Origin of the sequence: Pseudomonas sp. SMN5 (assembly GCF_052041925.1) — a bacterium.
In the GTDB taxonomy this organism is placed as follows: domain Bacteria; phylum Pseudomonadota; class Gammaproteobacteria; order Pseudomonadales; family Pseudomonadaceae; genus Aquipseudomonas.
In genome coordinates this window covers 76,317-95,356 of the sequence record NZ_JBKGGX010000012.1, presented here as the reverse complement: position 1 = coordinate 95,356, position 19,040 = coordinate 76,317, and the positions used below count along the sequence as shown (strand labels likewise).

Sequence of the window (19,040 nt, the reverse complement as noted above, 5' to 3'; positions counted from 1 at the left end):
GCAACCCAACGGGGATAAATCCCCTCGCCACAAAGATTGTCTGAGCCTGCGGTGCTCCGGCAGCGCTAGTGACGCACCGCCCCATCGGCTACTCTTGCACCTCAGCGAGCACTTTGGGATTGGGGGAACGACCATGGAAGATGCCTCGAACATGGACACGCTGCGGTTCGACCTGTCCGATCTGGACGAAGGCGTGCTGCACACCATCCTGGAACTGGTCAGCGACGGCATTTGGGACTGGAATGCCAATACCGGGTTCGTCTACCGCAACCCCGGCTGGTACACGATGTTGGGCTACCCGCCTCATTCGCTCGGCAACACGGTGCTGACCTGGGAAAACGTCATCCACCCGGACGACTATCCTCGAGTGATGGCAGCGTTCGACGATTACCTGGAACAGCGCGCCCAACGCTACCAGGCCGAATATCGGTGCCGCATGCGCGATGGGTCCTATATCTGGATCGAGGATCGCGGCTATGTGATCGCCCGCAATCCCGACGCAACGGTGGCGCGCATGATCGGCGCCCACCGCAGCATCGATGACAAGAAACGCCTGTTCGAACAACTGGAGCGGCGCAATAAATCCCTGGAAGCGGTCATCGAAGAACGCACCCGCGAGTTGTCGCGGGTCAACCACCAGCTGCAGATCCAGCTCGACGAAAACCGCCGGCTTGCCGAAACCGACGCCCTGACCCGGGTCGCCAATCGTTATCGCCTGGAACAGGCCCTGCCGCTGGCTTGCGAGCGCGCCCAACGTTTTCGCCAGCCGCTGTGCCTGATCGCCATGGATGTGGACGACTTCAAGGACATCAACGATCGGTACGGCCATGCTTTCGGCGATGCCGCGCTGGTGCAAGTGGTGCAGGGCGTCGAACGCTGCGAACGCGACGGCGATCTGCTTGTGCGCTGGGGCGGCGATGAATTCATCATGATCCTGCCCAACACGACATTGGCCGACGCCTGCCTGCTGGCGGAAACCATCCGCCGGAGCGTGTCCGACCTGCTGCCGGTGGGCGATTTTCGGATCACCCTGAGTTTTGGCGTCGTACAACGATTGGACGATGAGCAGCAGGCGGCCTTGCTGCACCGGGCGGACCAGGCGCTGTACCGCTCCAAGCTGGCTGGCAAGAACGTTATTTGCGAGTGAACCGGGTACTGCGCCAGAAATAAAAACGAATGCACCTTTGCCGCGCTCGCGGTGGTCATAGCTTGTACCTCTTGTCACCGGGATTCCACTTTGCCTACCCGATCCCCTACCCCCCGTCTCTACCTGGGTTGCGCCGGCTGGTCGCTGCCCCGTATGTACTGGCCGGACTTCCCTGCCCAAGGCAGTCATTTGCAACGCTACGGCGCCCGCTTCCCGGCCGTGGAAATCAACAGCTCGTTCTATCGCCCGCACCGCCCCGCCACCTACGCCAAATGGGCGGACAGCGTTGCCGATGACTTCCGGTTTGCGGTCAAGGTCCCCAAGGCGATTACCCATGAGCGACGGCTGCGCGATTGCGAGGGCCTGGTGGATGAGTTCTTGGGCCAGTGCTCGCAACTGGGCGAAAAACTCGGCTGCCTGTTGATCCAGTTGCCGCCGTCGCTGGCGTTCGATGAAGCGAATGCCGAGGCGTTCTTCACGACCTTGCGCGACCGCTATCAAGGACATGCAGTGCTGGAACCGCGGCATCCAGAGTGGCTCACGGCCCAGGCTGCGGCGCTGCTACAAGACGCATGCATCGGGCGTGTCGGCGCCGACCCATCGCCTTTGCCTGGAGGCGACCGGCCCGCAGGCTGGCCCGGGATCCGGTATTACCGCTTGCACGGTTCGCCGCGGATTTATTACTCCGCGTACGAAGACGCCTGGCTGGAACAGTTTGCCAAAGACCTGAAGGCCGACCCGGACACACCGACCTGGTGCATCTTCGACAACACCGCCAGCGGCGCCGCGACGGGCGATGCGTTGCGATTGATGGAGCTGTTGCGCACTTGAGCCCACCATTGGCAATAAATGGCGACCTCTCACCGGTCCGGCCGTGACAACACCGCTTGGGTCCAATAGATTAGGCGACCGAAAAAACGCACCTCGCCTTTGGGCTTATCCAGCTAATAGAAGTAGTGAAATTTCAATGTCCGATTCCAACACCGCTGAATCCGTAGCCACCCTGTCGAGCAAAGCGGAATACGAAAACTCCATCAATCTTTCACAGCATCTGCCCCAGGCCAAAAGCATCAGCGAGATGGTCCTCGATGCGTTCCAGTCCAATCGCGAAAGCGACCAGATCCGCGAGCTGCGCACCGCCATCCGCCAGGCCCACGATGCCTTCGACGATGACAAGGCCTACGAACTGATGGGCCAGCTCAAGCAACTCAAGGACGCCGAAGCCGCCGACTTCGCGGCGCTGGAAGACCTGAGCAGCCGCTTCCCCATCAGCCGCATCCTTTCCAGCTACAAGGACGACCCAGCGTTTCAGGAGCTGGTCTATGGCCTGGCATTGAAGGTGCTCAACCAGACCCACCAGGCCATCAGCAACCCGAGCGGCAGCAAAGGCAAGGCCTCACGGGCCAGGAAGGAAGCCGAGATCTTCGTCATCAGCAAGGACGGCATCAGCGTCACCCTGCCGCTGCGCACGCCGCGCTCCAAACCGAACGTAGACCGCGAGGCCTTCGAATTCCTCGGCTTCAACTTCGTGGGTGAAGGCGACGAAGCCGAACTGGAAAGCGAAACCTTCCTGGACAACGACGGCATTGAACAACAGGCCACCCGCAAGAGCATCGTCACCGCCCTGCAACAGCAGAAGGCCTTCGACGGCTACAGCATCGCCCAACAGTAAAGCGCCTCCCCCGCTTTTCTGTGGGAGCGAACCTGCCCGCGATTGCGTCGATATATCCGTCATCCCTGCGAGCTGACCCACCGCTATCGCGAGCAGGCTCGCTCCCACAGGGGAACCAGGATCGATCCCTGATTCGGCGCCACACAACCCCACCGTGGCGAGGGAGCTCGCTCCCGCCGGCCTGCGAAGCAGGCCCCTGCATTTTCCAGGGCAGACCGCATGAGCCGGTTTTGCGACTGCTGCGCAGCCGAGCGGGAGCAAGCTCCCTCGCCACAGGTTTTGGGGCGTCTGGGCTGACGCCTTCGCGAGCAAGCCCGCTCCCACGACTCCACCCATGAAAAAGCCCCGCTCTTCTCTCGAAGGCGGGGCTTTTGTGTGGTGTCTGGCGCTTAAGGTGCGTAAGTCAGCAGCAGCTCACTCGGCACTTTGAAGTCCAGGGACATCATGACGCTCAGGGCGGTGATGGTGAAGATCGAGAACACGAACAGCTTGCGCGCCCAGACCGTGTCATCCACCGCCTTGTAGCCGGTCCAGGCCATGTACAGCCAGTACATGCCCATGGCGGCGGCGACGGCCAGGTAGCTCATGCCGGCATAGCCGCTGAAGGTCAGCATCAAGGTCGCCACCAGGAACGCCAGGATGTAGAACAGGATGTGCTTCTTGGCCACGCGGATGCCACGTTTGACCGGCAGCACCGGAATCGAGGCTGCCAGGTAGTCGTTGAAACGGAAGATCGCGATGGCGTAGGAATGCGGCATCTGCCACAGGCTGAACATCACCAGCAGTGTCAGCGCAGCCATGTCGAAGCTGTTGCTGACCGCGACATAACCGATCACCGGTGGCATCGCCCCCGACAGACTGCCCACCAGCGTGCCGTGGACCGACTTGCGCTTGAGGTACAGGCTGTAGAGGCCAACGTAGATGACGAAACCGATGACCGCGAACAACGCTGCCAACGGGTTCGCCACCCAGTACAACAACGCAACGCCGCCGACACCCAGCACCGTGGCGAAGGCCAGGGCCAGTTGCACCGGGATCAGGCCCTGGACCAGGGCACGATTCTTGGTGCGTTCCATCTTGATGTCGATGTCACGGTCGATGCAGTTGTTGAACACGCAACCGGACGCCACCACCAGGGACGTGCCGATCATCGCCGCCAGGAAGATGGCCAGATCGACATGCCCTTTCGAGGCCAGGAAAAACCCGCCTGCCACAGAAAGCACGTTACCGAAAATGATCCCCGGCTTGGTGATTTGGATAAAGTGCTTTAAGGACATCCGGATTTTCCTCAGTGCGCCATCATGTTGGTGTGGATGCTGAACATGATCCACAACGACAGGCCGACCAGCAGGATGATCACGATCGCCGCGAAGACAAACGCGACCACGTTGTTACGCTGTGCGGCCGAGCGGTCCAGGTGCAGGAAGTACACCAGGTGCACCAGGACCTGGACCACGGCGAAGATCAGGATGATCCACAGGGTCAGGCTTTTCGGCAGCGATGGGTACATCACCAGGCCGAACGGGATGACCGTCAGGATCACCGACAGGATGAAACCGATGGCGTAGGACTTGACGCTGCCGTGGCCGGCGTCGTGGCCATCATGGGAATGAGCGTTAGCCATTTACAGGGTCCCCATCAGATAAACAACGGTGAATACGCAGATCCACACCACGTCCAGGAAGTGCCAGAACAGGCTCAGGCAGCTCAGGCGCGTCTTGTTGGTGGCGGTCAGGCCGTTTTTCTGGACCTGGTACATCATGATCGCCATCCAGATCAGGCCGCTGGTCACGTGCAGGCCGTGGGTACCGACCAGGGTGAAGAAACCCGACAGGAAACCGCTGCGGCTGGGACCGTAGCCTTCAGAGATCAGGATGTGGAACTCGTTGATCTCCATGCCGATGAAGCCGGCACCGAACAGGAAGGTCATGGCCAGCCAACCCAGCACCTGGGACTTCTTGCCCTTGTACAGGGCCAGCATCGCGAAGCCGTAGGTGATCGAGCTGAACAACAGCAGGGCGGTTTCGCCCAGCACGTATGGCAGTTCGAAGATGTCGTGGCCCGACGGGCCACCGGCGACGTTGTTCACCAGCACCGCGTAGACCGCGAAGATCGACGCAAACAGGATGCAGTCGGTCATCAGGTAGAGCCAGAAACCGAATACGGTCATCTCGCCCGAGTCGTGGTGATGGTCATCGTGCCCATGGTCATGACCATGGGCGTGTCCAACATTGGTCACTAAATTAGACATGGTTTAAGCCTGTTCCAACGAGGTTTCAACACGGGTGGCGGTGGCTGGGATCTTCCCGGCCGCGACCAGACGTTTGTGCTGCTCGGCTTCGATGCGCTCGATGACATCCACCGGCACCATGTAGCCCTGATCGTCACGGGCGGCATGGATCACGAAATACACCACGGTGCCGACCAGGCTGGCGATCGCCAGCCACCAGATGTGCCAGATCATGGCGAAACCGAACACTGTCAGCAGCGCACCCATGACCACACCGGTCGCGGTGTTGTTCGGCATGTGGATCGGCTCGTACTTGGCCGGAGCCTGGTACGCGGTACCGTTTTCCTTGGCTTCGGTGAACGGGTCGATCACTTCGGCCTTCGGCAGCACGGCGAAGTTGTAGAACGGTGGTGGCGAGGAGGTCGACCATTCCAGGGTATGGGCATTCCACGGGTCGCCGTGTTCGCACATGTTTTCTGGCTTCTTGCGGTCACGCACGCTGACGTACAACTGGATCAGCTGGCAGGCGATACCACAGGCGATCAGCACCGCACCGAACATGGCGACGTACAGGTACGGCACCCACTCAGGGTTGGTGGTGGTGTTCAGGCGACGGGTCATGCCCATGAAGCCCAGTGCATAGAGCGGCATGAACGCAACGAAGAAGCCGGTGATCCAGAAGCCGAACGCTGCCTTGCCCCAACCTTCGTGCAGCTTGAAGCCGAACGCTTTAGGGAAGTAGAACGCAAAGCCCGCGATGTAGCCGAATACCGCGCCGCCGATGATCACGTTGTGGAAGTGCGCGATCACGAACAGGCTGTTGTGCAGCACGAAGTCCGCGCCCGGAATGGCCAGCAGTACGCCGGTCATGCCGCCGATGGCGAAGGTCACCATGAAGCCCAGGGTCCACATCACCTGGCTGGTGAAGCGCAGCCGGCCCTGGTAGATGGTGAACAGCCAGTTGAACAGCTTCACACCCGTCGGGATGGAAATCAGCATCGTCGCCAGGCCGAAGAAGGCGTTGACGCTGGCACCCGATCCCATGGTGAAGAAGTGGTGCAGCCAGACCATGAAGCCCAGTACCGAGATCGCGCCCGAAGCGTAGATCATCGAGTGGTGGCCAAACAGTTTCTTGCCGGTGAAAGTCGAGATGACTTCGGAGAAAATACCGAACGCCGGCAGGATCAGGATGTACACCTCAGGGTGACCCCAGGCCCAGAACAGGTTGACGTACATCATCGGATTTCCACCCAGTTCATTGGTGAAAATGTGGAAATCCATGTAACGGTCAAGCGTCAGCAGTGCCAGGGTAGCGGTGAGGATCGGGAACGAAGCGACGATCAGCACGTTGGCCCAGGTGCAGGTCCAGGTGAAGATCGGCATGTCCATCAGCTTCATGCCCGGAGTACGCATTTTCAGCACGGTGGCCAGGAAGTTGACCCCCGTGAGTGTCGTCCCTAATCCGGATAGCTGTAGCGCCCAGATATAGTAATCAACCCCTACACCCGGACTGTACTGCAACCCCGACAGCGGCGGATAAGCAACCCACCCGGTCTTGGCGAATTCGCCGACACCCAGGGACACGTTGATCAGCACCACGCCGGATACCAGCAGCCAGAAGCTCAGGGAGTTCAGGAACGGGTAGGCCACGTCACGGGCGCCGATCTGCAACGGCACCGCCAGGTTCATCAGGCCGGTGAAGAAAGGCATCGCCATGAAGATGATCATGATCACACCGTGGGCGGTGAAGATCTGGTCATAGTGTTCAGGCGGCAGGTAGCCAGGCGACCCTACGGTGGCCATGGCCTGTTGGGTACGCATCATGATGGCGTCGGCAAAGCCGCGCAGCAGCATGACCATGGCGACGATGATGTACATCACGCCGATTTTCTTGTGGTCGACCGACGTCAGCCACTCGGTCCACAGGTAGGTCCACTTCTTGAAATAAGTGATACCGGCGAACAGCCCCAGGCCACCAAGCGCGATGATGGCGAGGGTCACCATGACAATCGGCTCGTGGAACGGGATCGCTTCCCAACTTAATTTACCAAACATCTTTTACTCCTCTGCCCCGGCAGCTGAATGCGAGCTCATGTCCATCCCTTCCATGTTGTGCGCCACTTCCTTCTCGTGCTTCTCGTGGTGCATCGGCTTGCCTGGATTCATCCCTTCATATTTGTCGATGATGGTCTGGAACAGGTTCGGCGTAACCGACGAGTAGAGTTCGACTGGGTTGTTCTGGCTCGGTTTGGAAAGGGCTTCGTATTCAGCTTTTTCAAGCTGTTTAGGTGCCTTTTTCACTTCGTTGACCCAGGCGTCGAACTCTTCCTGGGTAGTGGCGGTCGCTTTGAACTTCATGCCGGAGAAACCTGCGCCGCTGTAGTTGGCGGAGATACCTTCGAGTTCAGTGTTCTGGTTGGCGATCAGGTGCAACTTGGTCTGCATGCCCGCCATCGCATAGATCTGGCCGCCCAGGCCCGGAATGAAGAATGAGTTCATCACGGTGTCGGAAGTGACCTTGAAGTTGATCGGCGTGTGAGCCGGGAACACGATCTTGTTGACGGTGGCGATGCCTTGTTCCGGATAAATGAACAACCACTTCCAATCCATCGACACCACTTCGATGGTGATCGGCTTGACGTCGGATTCCAGCGGACGATACGGGTCCAGGGCGTGGGTCGACTTGTAGGTGACATAGCCCAGGGCAATGATGATCAGGACCGGGATGGTCCACACGGCCACTTCGATCTTGGTCGAGTGCGACCACTTCGGCGTGTACGTGGCCTGGGTGTTGGAAGCGCGATATTTCCAGGCGAACAGGAACGTCATGACAATGACCGGCACGACGACCAACAGCATCAGCAGCGTGGCGGTGATGATCAGGTTTCGTTCATCCAGGCCAACCTGGCCCTTGGGATCGAGCAAGGTCATGTTGCAGCCTCCCAGCAGCAACGTGCCGAGCAACGGCAACAAGCCTAGTAATCGGGGGTACCTGTTTTTACTCATCTCACGACCTCTAAAGCAGCTTGCGCAATGCAGTTGGGTTTTGATCGCCAACACTTCACCCTGCCAAGGGTTGGCATTTTCTTGGATTGAATAAGGGCTGCCCGTCAAACGTCAGACACTGTTCGACACATCCTGGGCCAGCAGTGAGTTCTTATTCGTTGGTCAAAGGCCTAGTTCAAGCCCAATTCCATTTGGTGCGGGTAGTTGGAAGGCACCGACACTTGGGATCGCATGGGGCGCTGGCGCCCTTCGACCACCTCTCGCGCTCAAGCTGAGCCGGATCGGATATTCGGTGCGGGCGATTGTAGTGAGCTGAGGCGCTGTAGACCATGTCTTATCCCGAAATAATTTTTATCCGAACAGGCAATAATCCATCGTCCGAATCGCAACGAGCCGGCATGTTATCGAAAATAATTCTCAACAAGAACCCCAAAAAACGTAGGCCTACTTCGCCCGATTCAGACAGCCCGCGCGGTTGATGCCGTCGACATTTACCAGGCAAGCGCCCGTTTTTCGGGGGTCTGGCGATCCAGCGCTTCGCTGTTAAAAATGCCTGCTGGACGAGAAGGGGCAACTGATAAACCGCCCAGTTTTTTGTTACAAGAAAAGGTGTTTATTCGACGTCGGAAATGCCGTAACCGCCCAGGTATGTGACAACGTGTCGCACACTGTCGCAGCCCATTCTTGCGCCGGATCAAGGCCGAATCGGCTCAAGACTGAAATGCAAAACGCCCCGGCTCCGTATGAGAGAACCGGGGCGTTTCACCGACGGGTTTCAGTGAAGCGCTTTGCGATTGCGTGACACCAGCAACGGCACCAGCACGACCGTCAATACAAAGGCCACCAATGCCCACTGCGCCAGGGACAGGCCCAGGATCGGTGGATAAGGCGTTGAGCAAAAGCCGTCCACCTGAAACCCCAACGGGAAGATCTTCGCCAGGGGCAGGTCATCGACAATCGGCTGCAACACGTCGACGCCGCAGCTGACCGCCGGGAAGAACTGCGTGTATACGTGATGCCCCGCCACGCCGGCACCAGCCAATGCGCAGAGCACCACCAGGCCTTCGAAAATGGTCAGGCTGCGACGGGTGCGCATGGCCGCTCCGATGAAGGCAAACAGGGCAATCAGCAACAATGCATAACGCTGCAATATGCACAGCGGGCACGGTGCTTCACCGAGTACCACCTGCATGTACAGCGCCCCACCGATCAGCCCCAGGCAGATCAGTCCCAGCAGCACCAGATAGCGCCGCTCGCGACCTAACCGCGTCATTTCCTCAGTCATTGCGTTTTCCTTTATAGACATGGATCGACGCGCAGCCTTGCGATACCGGCGCGGTCGGATGGCCGAAGTCTACACGCTGACCATGACAGCGAACGAGCAGACGCCGGCAACTTTGACGGCAATAGACAAGGGGAGGGTTAAGTGCGGATTAATTCGGGCAGGTGGGAAAGGTGTGGTGAACACACCATAAATCCCTTGTGGGAGCGTAATACCGTTCACTCAAGGACGTCACCACTCCGTGGCGAGGGAGGTTTGCTCGCGCTGGAGCGCGCAGCGGTCCCAAGCTTTTGGGCTGCTACGCCCGAACGCGGACCGGCCCAGCGGGAGCAAGCTCCCTCGCCACGACAAGTGACACACCTTAAGTGAACAGCATTGCTGGTGGGAGCGAGCCCTGCTCGCGATGATGGCGCCCCGGTCGCCCAGGCTCGCCGCCGCTTTTATTCCAACGCCGCCGCCGGGCCGAAGAACTCGTAACGACTCTGCCCATCAGGCACACCCAGCGCCCTGAGATGGCGTTTCACCGCGCCCATGAAACCCTTCGGTCCCAGGAAATAGGCGTCCAGGTCACGTTGCTCGGGCAGCCATTTCGCCAGTTGCTCCTGGCTCAACAAACCGACCTTGTCAGCCGCCGGGCTCACACCGTCATCCTCGTCGTAGCAATAGAATCGCTTGAGTTGCGGATGCCGCTGCGCCAGGTCATCGATCCAGTCTCGGAAGGCATGGACCCCACCGTTGCGCGCACAATGGATGAAATGTATCGGACGCTCGGTTTGCAGCGCCGCCTGCAACATTGCCAGGGTTGGGGTGATGCCTACGCCCCCGCTGATCAGCACCAGTGGCTTGTCGCTGGCGGTCAGGTAGAAATCCCCGGACGGCGGGAACAACTGGATACTGCTGCCGATCTGGAAATGATGATGCAGGTAGTTGGAGACTCGCCCACCCGCCTCGCGCTTGACGCTGATGCGGTATTGGCCGTTATCCGCCAGCGCCGACAGGGAGTAGTTGCGACGCACTTCCTCGCCGTCCAGCATCAACTTCATACCGATGTACTGGCCGGGCTCGGCCTGCAGGATCGGTCCCTTGTCCGCCGGCTCGAAGTAGAACGAGGTGATCTCGGCACTTTCGCGCACCTTGGCCGTGAGGATGAACTCGCGCTCGCCACGCCAGCCGCCGGGCGCTGCCGCCTTCTGGTCATACAGGCCGGCTTCGGCACCGATCAGAATATCGGCCAGTTGGTTATAGGCCGCGCCCCAGGCGGAAATCACTTGCGGCGTGGCAATTTCTTCCCCCAGCACCTCGGCGATCGCCCTCAGCAGGCAGGCGCCCACGATGGGGTAATGCTCTGGCTGGATCTGCAAGGCGACATGCTTGTTGACGATTTTTGCCACCAGGTCGCCCAACTGGTCGAGCTGGTCGATGTGCCGGGCATACATCAGTACGCCATTGGCCAACGCGCGGGGCTGGTCGCCGCTGGCTTGGTGGGCCTGGTTGAACAGTGGGCGTACCTGAGGGTATTCGGACAACATCATGCGATAAAAGTGGGTGATCAGCGCTTCACCGCCGCTTTCAAGCAATGGCACGGTGGAACGGATAATGGCGCGTTGTTCTTGACTGAGCATAAGGTAACTCCTGACCTGTTGACTGATGCTCATGTCTATCAGTTTTCGTGCCACATATTTTTTACTTAAACATCAATAAGTTAAAAATAGAGTAGTCATTACGACACGGCTCGTCATATAGTCAATCTGACTACATGGAGTCATTATGACCGCAACCTCCCTGCTGACATCCCTCTTGCCGCTGGTGGCCGACCTGTCTCGCGAGCTGCCTGAAGGCGAACGCTATCGTCGGCTGCTCGGCGCCTTGCGCGCCCTATTGCCCTGCGACGCCGCGGCGCTGTTGCGCCTGGACGGTGACTGCCTGGTGCCGCTGGCGGTGGATGGCTTGAGCACCGACACCCTGGGTCGGCGTTTCCAGGTCAGTGAACACCCCCGCTTCGAAGCCTTGCTGGCCAACCCGCAACCGACCCGCTTCGCCGCCGACAGTGACCTGCCCGATCCGTACGACGGGTTGGTCGACGGCCTCGATGAACACCTGGAAGTCCACGATTGCATGGGCTGCCCCTTGTTCGTCGATGAGCGTCCCTGGGGCCTGTTGACCCTTGATTCGCTGAACCCGGAACGCTTCGAGCCCATCGATCTCAGTGCCCTGCAAGCCTTCGCCAGTCTCGCCGCCGCAACGGTCAGCGCCGCCGAACGCATCGAACGCCTGGCATTGAAGGCCGAGGACGAGCATCGTCGCGCCGAGGTCTATCGCCAGGCCAGCGGCCAGCAACATCGCGACATGGTCGGCCAGAGCAAAGCGCACAAGCGCCTGGTGGAAGAAATCAACCTGGTGGGTGGCAGTGACCTGACTGTGTTGATCACCGGCGAAACCGGAGTCGGCAAGGAATTGGTCGCTCAGGCTATTCATGCCGCGTCAAAACGCGCCGATCAGCCGCTCATCAGCCTCAATTGCGCGGCCCTGCCGGACACGCTGGTGGAAAGCGAACTCTTCGGCCATGTACGAGGCGCCTTTACTGGCGCCACGAACGAGCGACGCGGCAAATTCGAACTGGCCGACGGCGGCACGCTGTTCCTCGATGAAGTCGGTGAGTTGTCTTTGGCTGTCCAGGCCAAGCTGTTGCGTGTGCTGCAAAGCGGACAATTGCAGCGCCTGGGCTCGGACAAAGAACACCGGGTGGACGTGCGCCTGATCGCGGCCACCAACCGCGACCTGGCCGAAGAAGTGCGCAACGGCCGCTATCGAGCTGATTTCTACCATCGTTTGAGCGTCTATCCGTTGCAGGTACCTGCCCTGCGCGATCGGGGACGGGATGTGTTGCTGCTCAGTGGCTTCTTTCTCGAACAGAACCGGTCACGCATGGGCCTGGGCAGCCTGCGCCTGACCAGCGACGCCCAGGCCGCACTGCTGGCTTACGATTGGCCGGGCAACGTGCGGGAACTGGAACACCTGATCGGCCGCAGCGCCCTGAAAGCCTTGGGCAATTGCCCGGCGCGCCCGCGAATTCTCAGCCTCAGCGCACAGGACCTGGACTTGCCGCAACCCCTGGCGGAGAACGCCATGCCCGCAGCCGACAACCTTCCCCCGGCGATGCCTGCGCCCACCGGTGACCTGCGCAAAGCCGTGGAAGATTTCCAGCGCAGGCTGATCAGCGCCAGCCTGGAACGCCACCAGCACAGCTGGGCCAGCGCCGCCCGGGAACTGGGGCTGGACCGGGCGAACCTGGGGCGGATGGCGAAACGGTTGGGGCTCAAGTAACGGCGCCTGGCTGTTGTGGCGAGCAAGCTTGCTCCCGCTGGAGTGCGCAGCGCTCCCATCAGCCGTGGCGCGACTGCGAATCTGGCGACCGCTGCGCGGCCGAGCGGGAGCAAGCTCCCTCGCCACAACAGCTTGGTAATCATCAGATCATTACCCGGGCAATCCATGCCATCGACAGCATTCGCCCTAAAGCCTGCCCCGGACAAGTCGATAACCCGATATCACAAGCTGTTTTGGCGATCTTCACGCTCGCCCCTCCTTTTCCACAGAAGGTTTTTATGTCTTCCAACAAAGCCCGCGCAGATTCACTTTCGCTTCTGCTGTTTACCTTGCGCAGCGGCAAGCTGATGGCAATCAACCTGCTGAAAGTCAGTGAAATCATTCCCTGCCCGCCATTGACCAAGCTGCCGGAGTCCCATCCGCACGTCAAAGGCATCGCCACCCTGCGTGGGACCTCGTTGTCGGTGATCGACCTGAGTCGCGCCATCGGCGAGCGGCCCCTGGAAGATCCGGATGGCGGCTGCCTGATTGTCACCGACGTCAGCCGCTCCAAGCAGGGCTTGCATGTGCAGGCCGTGAGCAAGATCGTGCATTGCCTGACCACCGACATCAAGCCGCCGCCTTATGGCTCCGGCGGTACGCGCGCGTTCATCACCGGTGTGACCTCGGTGGATGGCACCCTGGTGCAGGTGTTGGACATCGAAAAAGTCATCCACGGCATTTCACCTGCACAGATCGAAACCGCCCCCACCGAACTGAGCATGGAAGATGCCGAAGTGCTGGGCAATGCGCGGATCCTGGTGGTCGATGACAGCCAGGTCGCGCTGCAACAGTCGGTGTACACCTTGCGCAACCTGGGCTTGCAGTGCCACACCGCCCGTAGTGCCAAGGAAGCCATCGAATGCCTGCTGGACCTGCAAGGCACGGCCGAGCAGATCAACCTGATCGTTTCCGACATCGAAATGTCGGAAATGGACGGCTACGCCCTCACCCGGACCCTGCGCGAAACGCCGGACTTCGCTCATCTCTACGTGTTGCTGCACACTTCCCTGGACAGCGCCATGAACAGCGAAAAGGCACGCCTGGCCGGGGCCAACGGCGTGTTGACCAAGTTTTCCTCGCCAGAGCTGACCAAGTGCCTGATCACGGCGGCCAAGGCCGTGGCCGAACAAGGTCACTGAGTCGCAGCGCTGGTGCTTGCGGTTGCGGCGCCTGCGTTGCAGCGCGGGGGCCGTCGTCGTCCGGCAACCTCAGGCATACTCTCGACCTGACTTCCCGCAACGAGGCCCTTCGATGAAAACCCGCGCATTGATTCTTCTTGGCTTGACGACCCTGGCCGCCCAGGCTCATGCCTCCAGCCCCAACACCTGGGCTGCCTACGACAAAGCGGTGCTGGCCAGCTGCATCAAGACCAGTGGCTTGAAGAACGCTGAACCAGTGGGCACCGCCGCGCAATTCGACGATCGGGTCGGCTACACCGCGCTGTTACTGCAGGGCCAATACCCACAGAAACACATGAAAGGGGCGACCGGTACCGAGCTGTGCCTCTACCACAAGAAGACCAGGACAGCCCATGTGACCGAGTGGGACTCGATCCGGCCCGCCCCTGCCGATCGGTGAGTGGCGCATAACTTGCTTCGCCCGACCGATCACGGCGCTTTTCTGTCGCCGCCTACCACCATTTGCGATCGGGCGCTCAATGAACACAAGGTTTTCCTGCGTAGGGTGCGGCAAATGCTGCTCCGACCATCATGTCCCCCTGACCCTCGCGGAGGCTCGGATGTGGGCCGAAGACGGCGGCCAGGTCATTGTTCTGGTGGAAGCCTTCCTGTCCACTGGCCTCGGCCTGCCGCTGGCCCAGCGCGAACATGCGCAGCGTCGCTCGGCGGTGGTGCGCAGCGGCACTGCCGAAGCCTGGGTGGCAATCACCTTTGCAGCCTATAACGCGGGCCGCTGCCGTAATCTTGACGCGGACAACCTATGTCGCATCTACGAACGGCGGCCCTTGGTGTGCCGCATCTACCCGATGGAAATCAACCCGCACATCCCGCTCAACCCGGCCGCCAAGGACTGCCCACCGCAATCCTGGGAAACCGGCCCGCAACTGATTCTGGGCGGCAAACTGGCCGATGAAGAACTGGCCACGCTGATTGAACGCTCGCGCCAGGCCGATCGTGAAGACATCGCGACCAAGGACCGCATCTGCGCGGCCCTGGGCATCCGCACCACCGCGCTCAAAGGCGACGGCTTCACCGCCTACCTGCCGGACATGGTCGCGTTCGCGGCCGCCATCGATCAGGTGCCCTTGCAGCCGACGGAGCAGGCAACCGGTGAATGGCTGTTCCATCTGTCCGGGGATGACGTAGCCCGCGAAGTCACGGCCTGTGGGGCGCGGGTCGTCACCGAGGCTGCCTTGGATTATGCGTTTATTTCTCTGCGGGCTGCGTAGGTCTACGGGACGGCAAAGTCATCCCCTGTGGGGGCGGGCTTGCTCGCGAAGACGGACGGGCATTCAACATTGATGCAAGCTGACCCGACGCCTTCGCGAGCGAGCCCGCCCCCACGAGGGAAATTTATAGGCGTTCCATCAAGCACCTCTCGCCTAACCGTCGCCGAGAATGTTAGCGTGCTTGGTATTCTCTGCCCGACGAGCCTTGCACGATGAAAAAAACCGTACTTGCCTTCAGCCGTATCACGCCTCAGGTGGTCGAGCGCCTGCAACAGGACTTCGAGGTGATCGTTCCGAACCCGGCGAACGGTGATATCAACGCGCAGTTCAACGAAGTCCTGCCCCACGCCCACGGCCTGATCGGGGTCGGTCGCAAGCTGGGGCGCGAGCAACTGCAACACGCCGCGAACCTGCAAGTGGTGTCCAGCATCTCGGTGGGCTACGACAACTACGACCTGGCCTACTTCAATGAACGCGGGATCCTGCTCACCAATACCCCCGATGTACTCACCGAAAGCACCGCCGACCTGGCCTTTGCCCTGCTGATGAGCAGCGCCCGGCGCGTCGCCGAACTAGACGCCTGGACCAAGGCCGGGCAATGGCAAGCAACGGTGGGACCTCAATTGTTCGGCACCGACGTGCACGGCAAGACCCTGGGCATCGTCGGCATGGGCAACATCGGTGCCGCCATTGCCCGCCGTGGCCGGTTCGGCTTCAACATGCCGATTCTCTACAGTGGCAACAGCCGCAAGCCCGAGTTGGAAAACCAATTGGGCGCGCAATTTCGCGAGTTGGATCAATTACTGGCCGAAGCAGATTTCGTTTGCCTGGTCGTGCCATTGAGTGACAAGACTCGCCATCTGATCGGGCAGCGCGAGCTGGGCCTGATGAAGTCCAGTGCAATCCTGGTCAACATCTCCCGCGGGCCGGTGGTGGATGAGTTAGCGCTGATCAACGCTCTGCAAACCAACCGCATCCGCGGCGCCGGGCTGGACGTGTACGAGAAAGAACCGCTGGCTGAATCACCGCTGTTCCAGTTGAAGAATGCCGTCACCCTGCCCCACATCGGCTCGGCCACCTTCGAGACCCGTGCCGCCATGGCCGATCTGGCTGTGGATAACCTTCGCAGTGCGTTGATGGGCGAGCGACCGCAGCACCTGGTCAACCCGCAAGTCTGGAGATAACCCCGCGCCAGGCTTGATGCCCAACCCGTGGCGAGGGAGCTTGCTCCCGCTGGGGCGCGAAGCGGCCCTTGCTCTCGGGGCTACTGCGTAGCCCAGCGGGAGCAAGCTCCCTCGCCACGGGATTATCATCCGACTTCAGCTCAGCGTGCGCCCAAGGCGACCTTCGCTGCCGAAGGCCGGGGTTTGCGAAACACCAACACATTACCCAGCATCACCATGACCAGGCCCACCAGCGCCGGCGTCGTCCACTGGTAACCCTCGGCGAACGCCGAGACATTCAACGCCACCACCGGAAACAACACCGTGCAATACGCCGCTCGCTCCGGCCCCATGCGTCCTACCAATGTCAGGTAGGCGGTAAAGCCGATGACCGAACCCGGGATCACCAGGTACAACAGCGAACCGATGTAACGGGCGTTCCATTCCATATCGAACGGGATCGCGTTGAACGCACACCATAGCGCCAGCATCGTCGCGCCATAGGCCATGCCCCAGGCGTTGGTGGTCAACGGCTTGAGACCGGCTTTCTGTTGCAGGCTCGAAAGCATGTTGCCGGCCGAAAAGCATAGGGTGCCCAGCAATGCCAGCGCCAACCCGAGCAGGGTTTGCGGGCTCGCGCTATGGCCGGCCAGTTCCGGCCAGAACAGCAAGGCCAGCCCCAGCAGTCCCAAGGCGCCGCCCACCAACACATTACGGGCTATCCGTTGACCGAAGAACACCCGGGCATTGAGTGCGTTCCACAGGGTGGCGGTGGAAAACACCACGGCGACCAGGCCACTGGGAATCCACTGGCTGGCGGTGAGAAAGCACATGAAGTTGATGCAGAACAGGCACAGGCCCTGGGCCACGCAAATCAGGTGGCCGCGGCGATCCATCGCCTGCAGGCGACGGCTGAGCAGAAGCAGCGCAAACAGAATCAGAGCCGCGAGGCCGAAGCGATAAACGATCGACACGGGGATCGCGACGACACCCAGTTGCAGTTTCAACGCGATCCAGGTCGTGCCCCAGATGAGCACGGTGAGCAGGTACAACGAGAGGTTCATGGCGGCGACTCCTGACATGGACGCTCAGTGTCCCGCCGTTGCCTCTGCGCTGCTTGCGTAAAATTGCGGTTTTCTCGATGCGCAGGCTGGCACGAACCGGTCGACAGGGTAGGATTGGGGCCGGAGAGAATCGATCATGCCTACATTGCAAACCCTGCAAGTCTTTCAAGCGCTCAACAGTTCGCCCAATGCCCGCCTGGAGCACAGCGCCGAACTGGGAGATGGCATGGCGGCCGCTTTGTGGAGCAATCATCACGACGCCCGGGACTACGAGGCGCCAAGCCACCATACCTTGTCGTGCTATATCGCCGGCGGCACCGGTACGTTTCGTCGCGAACGGCCCGAAACCACAGGGGCACCCGGCAAGCTTTGCGTCCTGCCGGCCGGGCATGAATCGGCCTGGGTCATCAACGGCGACATTCGCCTCGCCCACTTGTATTTCAGCCCCGAGCAATTTGCCCTCGGTTGCGTCACCCTATTGGATCGCGAACCCCGCCAGGTCCAGCTACGCGAGGCGACCTTTCTTGACGATCCACAACAGGCCCAGCGCTTTCGCCAGTTGATCGCGCTGAACTGGAGCGAGCCCGGTGAGCGTCTGCTCACCACCAGCCTGGCGCACGACCTGCTCAACCATGCGCTGCTCAGTCAGGTCGGCCAGCGTCAGGGGCTACGGCTCAAGGGTGGGTTGGCCGCCCATCAGCGACGCTTGCTGGTGGATTACATCGACACCCATCTGGCCGACGCCATCAGCCTGGGACAATTGGCCGCCCTGTGCACGCTGTCCGAATATCACTTCGCACGGATGTTCCGCGAAAGCTTCGGGTTGCCGCCTCATCAATATCTCCTGGCAAGGCGCCTGGCACGTGCGCGACACTTGCTGCGTTGCACTTCGCAGCCGCTGGGCGAGGTGGCAATGGCGTGTGGCTTTGCCAGTGCCAGCCACTTCACCCATCGATTCCGCCAAGCGTTGAGTGCGACGCCTGGCGAATATCGCCAGGCCTTCCTGCGCTAGCCCCGGCTGCCGTCATCGCGAGCAGGCTCGCTCCCACATTGGATCTCCAGCGACCATGAGTCCTACGCAGAAACCTGTGGGAGCGAGCCTGCTCGCGATGCGGTGGCACATTCAACACAGGGGCAAGCTGAACGGACACCGTCTTGAGCTCACAACATCGAATGACAAACAAAAAACGGGCCTGCATTGCAGGCCCGTTTTTCAGTGGAAGTGCAAAGTCAGCCGGCTCAGCCGTGCCGCGCCGCCCGTTCATTCTCCAGGAACTCCTGCTCCAGCATCGCATCGGCCAGCGCCAGGGATTCGGCCTGGGTGGTGGAGGCGGCGCGCTTGCCGCGCAGCTTGCCGAACAAGTGCTCCAGGGCGTGTTCCAGCTTGGTGGCCGCCCCTTCGATCGCCAACTCCAGCGATTCGGCCTTGTGGGTTACCGAGACTGGCTGGAGGCCCTTTGGCCGCGCTTCAAGCTGGCAACGCATGTCATGGGGACCGGGCTTGTCGCCGTTCTCGTCGCCCAGATGGACTTCAATTCGTGTCAGGTCTTCCTCGTAGCGTTCGAGCGTGCTTTCGATGGTAGTACGTACCCACTCCTCCAGTCGGATGCTGCTTTGAATATGGTTATCGCTGTTGACTTGGATTTGCATAGTTCATCCCTTATTTCAGCTAGCTCGCCGGGGGCCATCGACATCGGTTCTAC

18 protein-coding genes are annotated in these 19,040 nt (G+C 60.6%); 9 read left to right on the top strand and 9 right to left on the bottom strand.

Annotated features, from left to right (window positions below):
* Positions 1–133: 133 nt before the first annotated feature.
* The 3 genes from ACLEJR_RS14210 to ACLEJR_RS14200 all read left to right on the top strand — a co-directional run bounded on the left by ACLEJR_RS14210 (position 134) and on the right by ACLEJR_RS14200 (position 2,819).
* The gene (locus ACLEJR_RS14210) at positions 134–1,147 is read left to right on the top strand and encodes a sensor domain-containing diguanylate cyclase (protein WP_440814671.1); all 1,014 of its coding nucleotides are present in this window, start codon (positions 134–136) and stop codon (positions 1,145–1,147) included.
* A 90-nt stretch (positions 1,148–1,237) separates the two neighbouring features.
* Positions 1,238–1,978 (top strand): DUF72 domain-containing protein, encoded by a 741-nt coding sequence (locus ACLEJR_RS14205; RefSeq protein WP_440814668.1) that lies wholly within the window; start codon positions 1,238–1,240, stop codon positions 1,976–1,978.
* 136 nt (positions 1,979–2,114) lie between these two features.
* Positions 2,115–2,819: a hypothetical protein gene (locus ACLEJR_RS14200; RefSeq protein ID WP_440793907.1), complete on the top strand. Its 705-nt coding sequence runs from the start codon at positions 2,115–2,117 to the stop codon at positions 2,817–2,819.
* Positions 2,820–3,208: 389 nt separating this feature from the next.
* Here the strand turns inward: ACLEJR_RS14200 and cyoE are convergent, their stop codons facing one another.
* From cyoE to hmpA, 7 genes are all read right to left on the bottom strand, one after another.
* Positions 3,209–4,096, bottom strand: a complete 888-nt coding sequence (gene cyoE / locus ACLEJR_RS14195) for a heme o synthase (protein WP_440793905.1) — start codon at positions 4,094–4,096, stop codon at positions 3,209–3,211.
* 11 nt (positions 4,097–4,107) lie between these two features.
* The gene (cyoD, locus tag ACLEJR_RS14190; RefSeq protein ID WP_440793903.1) at positions 4,108–4,443 is read right to left on the bottom strand and encodes a cytochrome o ubiquinol oxidase subunit IV; all 336 of its coding nucleotides are present in this window, start codon (positions 4,441–4,443) and stop codon (positions 4,108–4,110) included.
* Positions 4,444–5,070 (bottom strand): cytochrome o ubiquinol oxidase subunit III, encoded by a 627-nt coding sequence (locus ACLEJR_RS14185; RefSeq protein ID WP_440793901.1) that lies wholly within the window; start codon positions 5,068–5,070, stop codon positions 4,444–4,446.
* A 3-nt stretch (positions 5,071–5,073) separates the two neighbouring features.
* Complete coding sequence (gene cyoB / locus ACLEJR_RS14180) at positions 5,074–7,104, bottom strand: cytochrome o ubiquinol oxidase subunit I (RefSeq protein ID WP_440793899.1); 2,031 nt, start codon at positions 7,102–7,104, stop codon at positions 5,074–5,076.
* Positions 7,105–7,107: 3 nt separating this feature from the next.
* A complete protein-coding gene (cyoA, locus tag ACLEJR_RS14175) occupies positions 7,108–8,055 on the bottom strand; it encodes a ubiquinol oxidase subunit II (RefSeq protein WP_440793897.1) in 948 nt (315 codons plus the stop codon).
* Positions 8,056–8,830: 775 nt separating this feature from the next.
* Positions 8,831–9,340: a disulfide bond formation protein B gene (locus tag ACLEJR_RS14170; RefSeq protein WP_440814665.1), complete on the bottom strand. Its 510-nt coding sequence runs from the start codon at positions 9,338–9,340 to the stop codon at positions 8,831–8,833.
* A gap of 437 nt (positions 9,341–9,777) precedes the next feature.
* A complete protein-coding gene (gene hmpA / locus ACLEJR_RS14165) occupies positions 9,778–10,959 on the bottom strand; it encodes an NO-inducible flavohemoprotein (RefSeq protein WP_440814664.1) in 1,182 nt (393 codons plus the stop codon).
* Positions 10,960–11,104: 145 nt separating this feature from the next.
* On the opposite strand from hmpA, the gene norR reads away from it, so the two are divergent.
* The 5 genes from norR (at position 11,105) to ACLEJR_RS14140 (ending at position 16,294) form a co-directional block, all read left to right on the top strand.
* Entirely contained in the window at positions 11,105–12,661 is a 1,557-nt protein-coding gene (gene norR, locus ACLEJR_RS14160) for a nitric oxide reductase transcriptional regulator NorR (protein WP_440814662.1), read from the top strand.
* Positions 12,662–12,939: 278 nt separating this feature from the next.
* On the top strand, positions 12,940–13,842 hold the full coding sequence (locus ACLEJR_RS14155; protein WP_245142114.1) for a chemotaxis protein CheV: 903 nt from the start codon (positions 12,940–12,942) through the stop codon (positions 13,840–13,842).
* A gap of 112 nt (positions 13,843–13,954) precedes the next feature.
* The gene (locus ACLEJR_RS14150) at positions 13,955–14,281 is read left to right on the top strand and encodes a hypothetical protein (protein ID WP_440814660.1); all 327 of its coding nucleotides are present in this window, start codon (positions 13,955–13,957) and stop codon (positions 14,279–14,281) included.
* 79 nt (positions 14,282–14,360) lie between these two features.
* Positions 14,361–15,110, top strand: a complete 750-nt coding sequence (locus tag ACLEJR_RS14145) for a YkgJ family cysteine cluster protein (protein WP_440814658.1) — start codon at positions 14,361–14,363, stop codon at positions 15,108–15,110.
* 212 nt (positions 15,111–15,322) lie between these two features.
* A complete protein-coding gene (locus ACLEJR_RS14140; protein ID WP_440814656.1) occupies positions 15,323–16,294 on the top strand; it encodes a 2-hydroxyacid dehydrogenase in 972 nt (323 codons plus the stop codon).
* Between the two features lie 140 nt (positions 16,295–16,434).
* Here ACLEJR_RS14140 and ACLEJR_RS14135 read toward each other — a convergent pair whose 3' ends face one another.
* Positions 16,435–17,337: a DMT family transporter gene (locus tag ACLEJR_RS14135; protein WP_440814655.1), complete on the bottom strand. Its 903-nt coding sequence runs from the start codon at positions 17,335–17,337 to the stop codon at positions 16,435–16,437.
* Between the two features lie 136 nt (positions 17,338–17,473).
* Here ACLEJR_RS14135 and ACLEJR_RS14130 point away from each other — a divergent pair, with 136 nt between their 5' ends.
* On the top strand, positions 17,474–18,349 hold the full coding sequence (locus tag ACLEJR_RS14130) for a helix-turn-helix domain-containing protein (RefSeq protein ID WP_440814654.1): 876 nt from the start codon (positions 17,474–17,476) through the stop codon (positions 18,347–18,349).
* A 227-nt stretch (positions 18,350–18,576) separates the two neighbouring features.
* Here the strand turns inward: ACLEJR_RS14130 and ACLEJR_RS14125 are convergent, their stop codons facing one another.
* Positions 18,577–18,987 carry an HPF/RaiA family ribosome-associated protein gene (locus ACLEJR_RS14125; protein ID WP_440793879.1) on the bottom strand — a complete coding sequence of 137 codons (411 nt, stop codon included), beginning with the start codon at positions 18,985–18,987 and terminating at the stop codon, positions 18,577–18,579.
* Between the last annotated feature and the right edge of the window lie 53 nt (positions 18,988–19,040).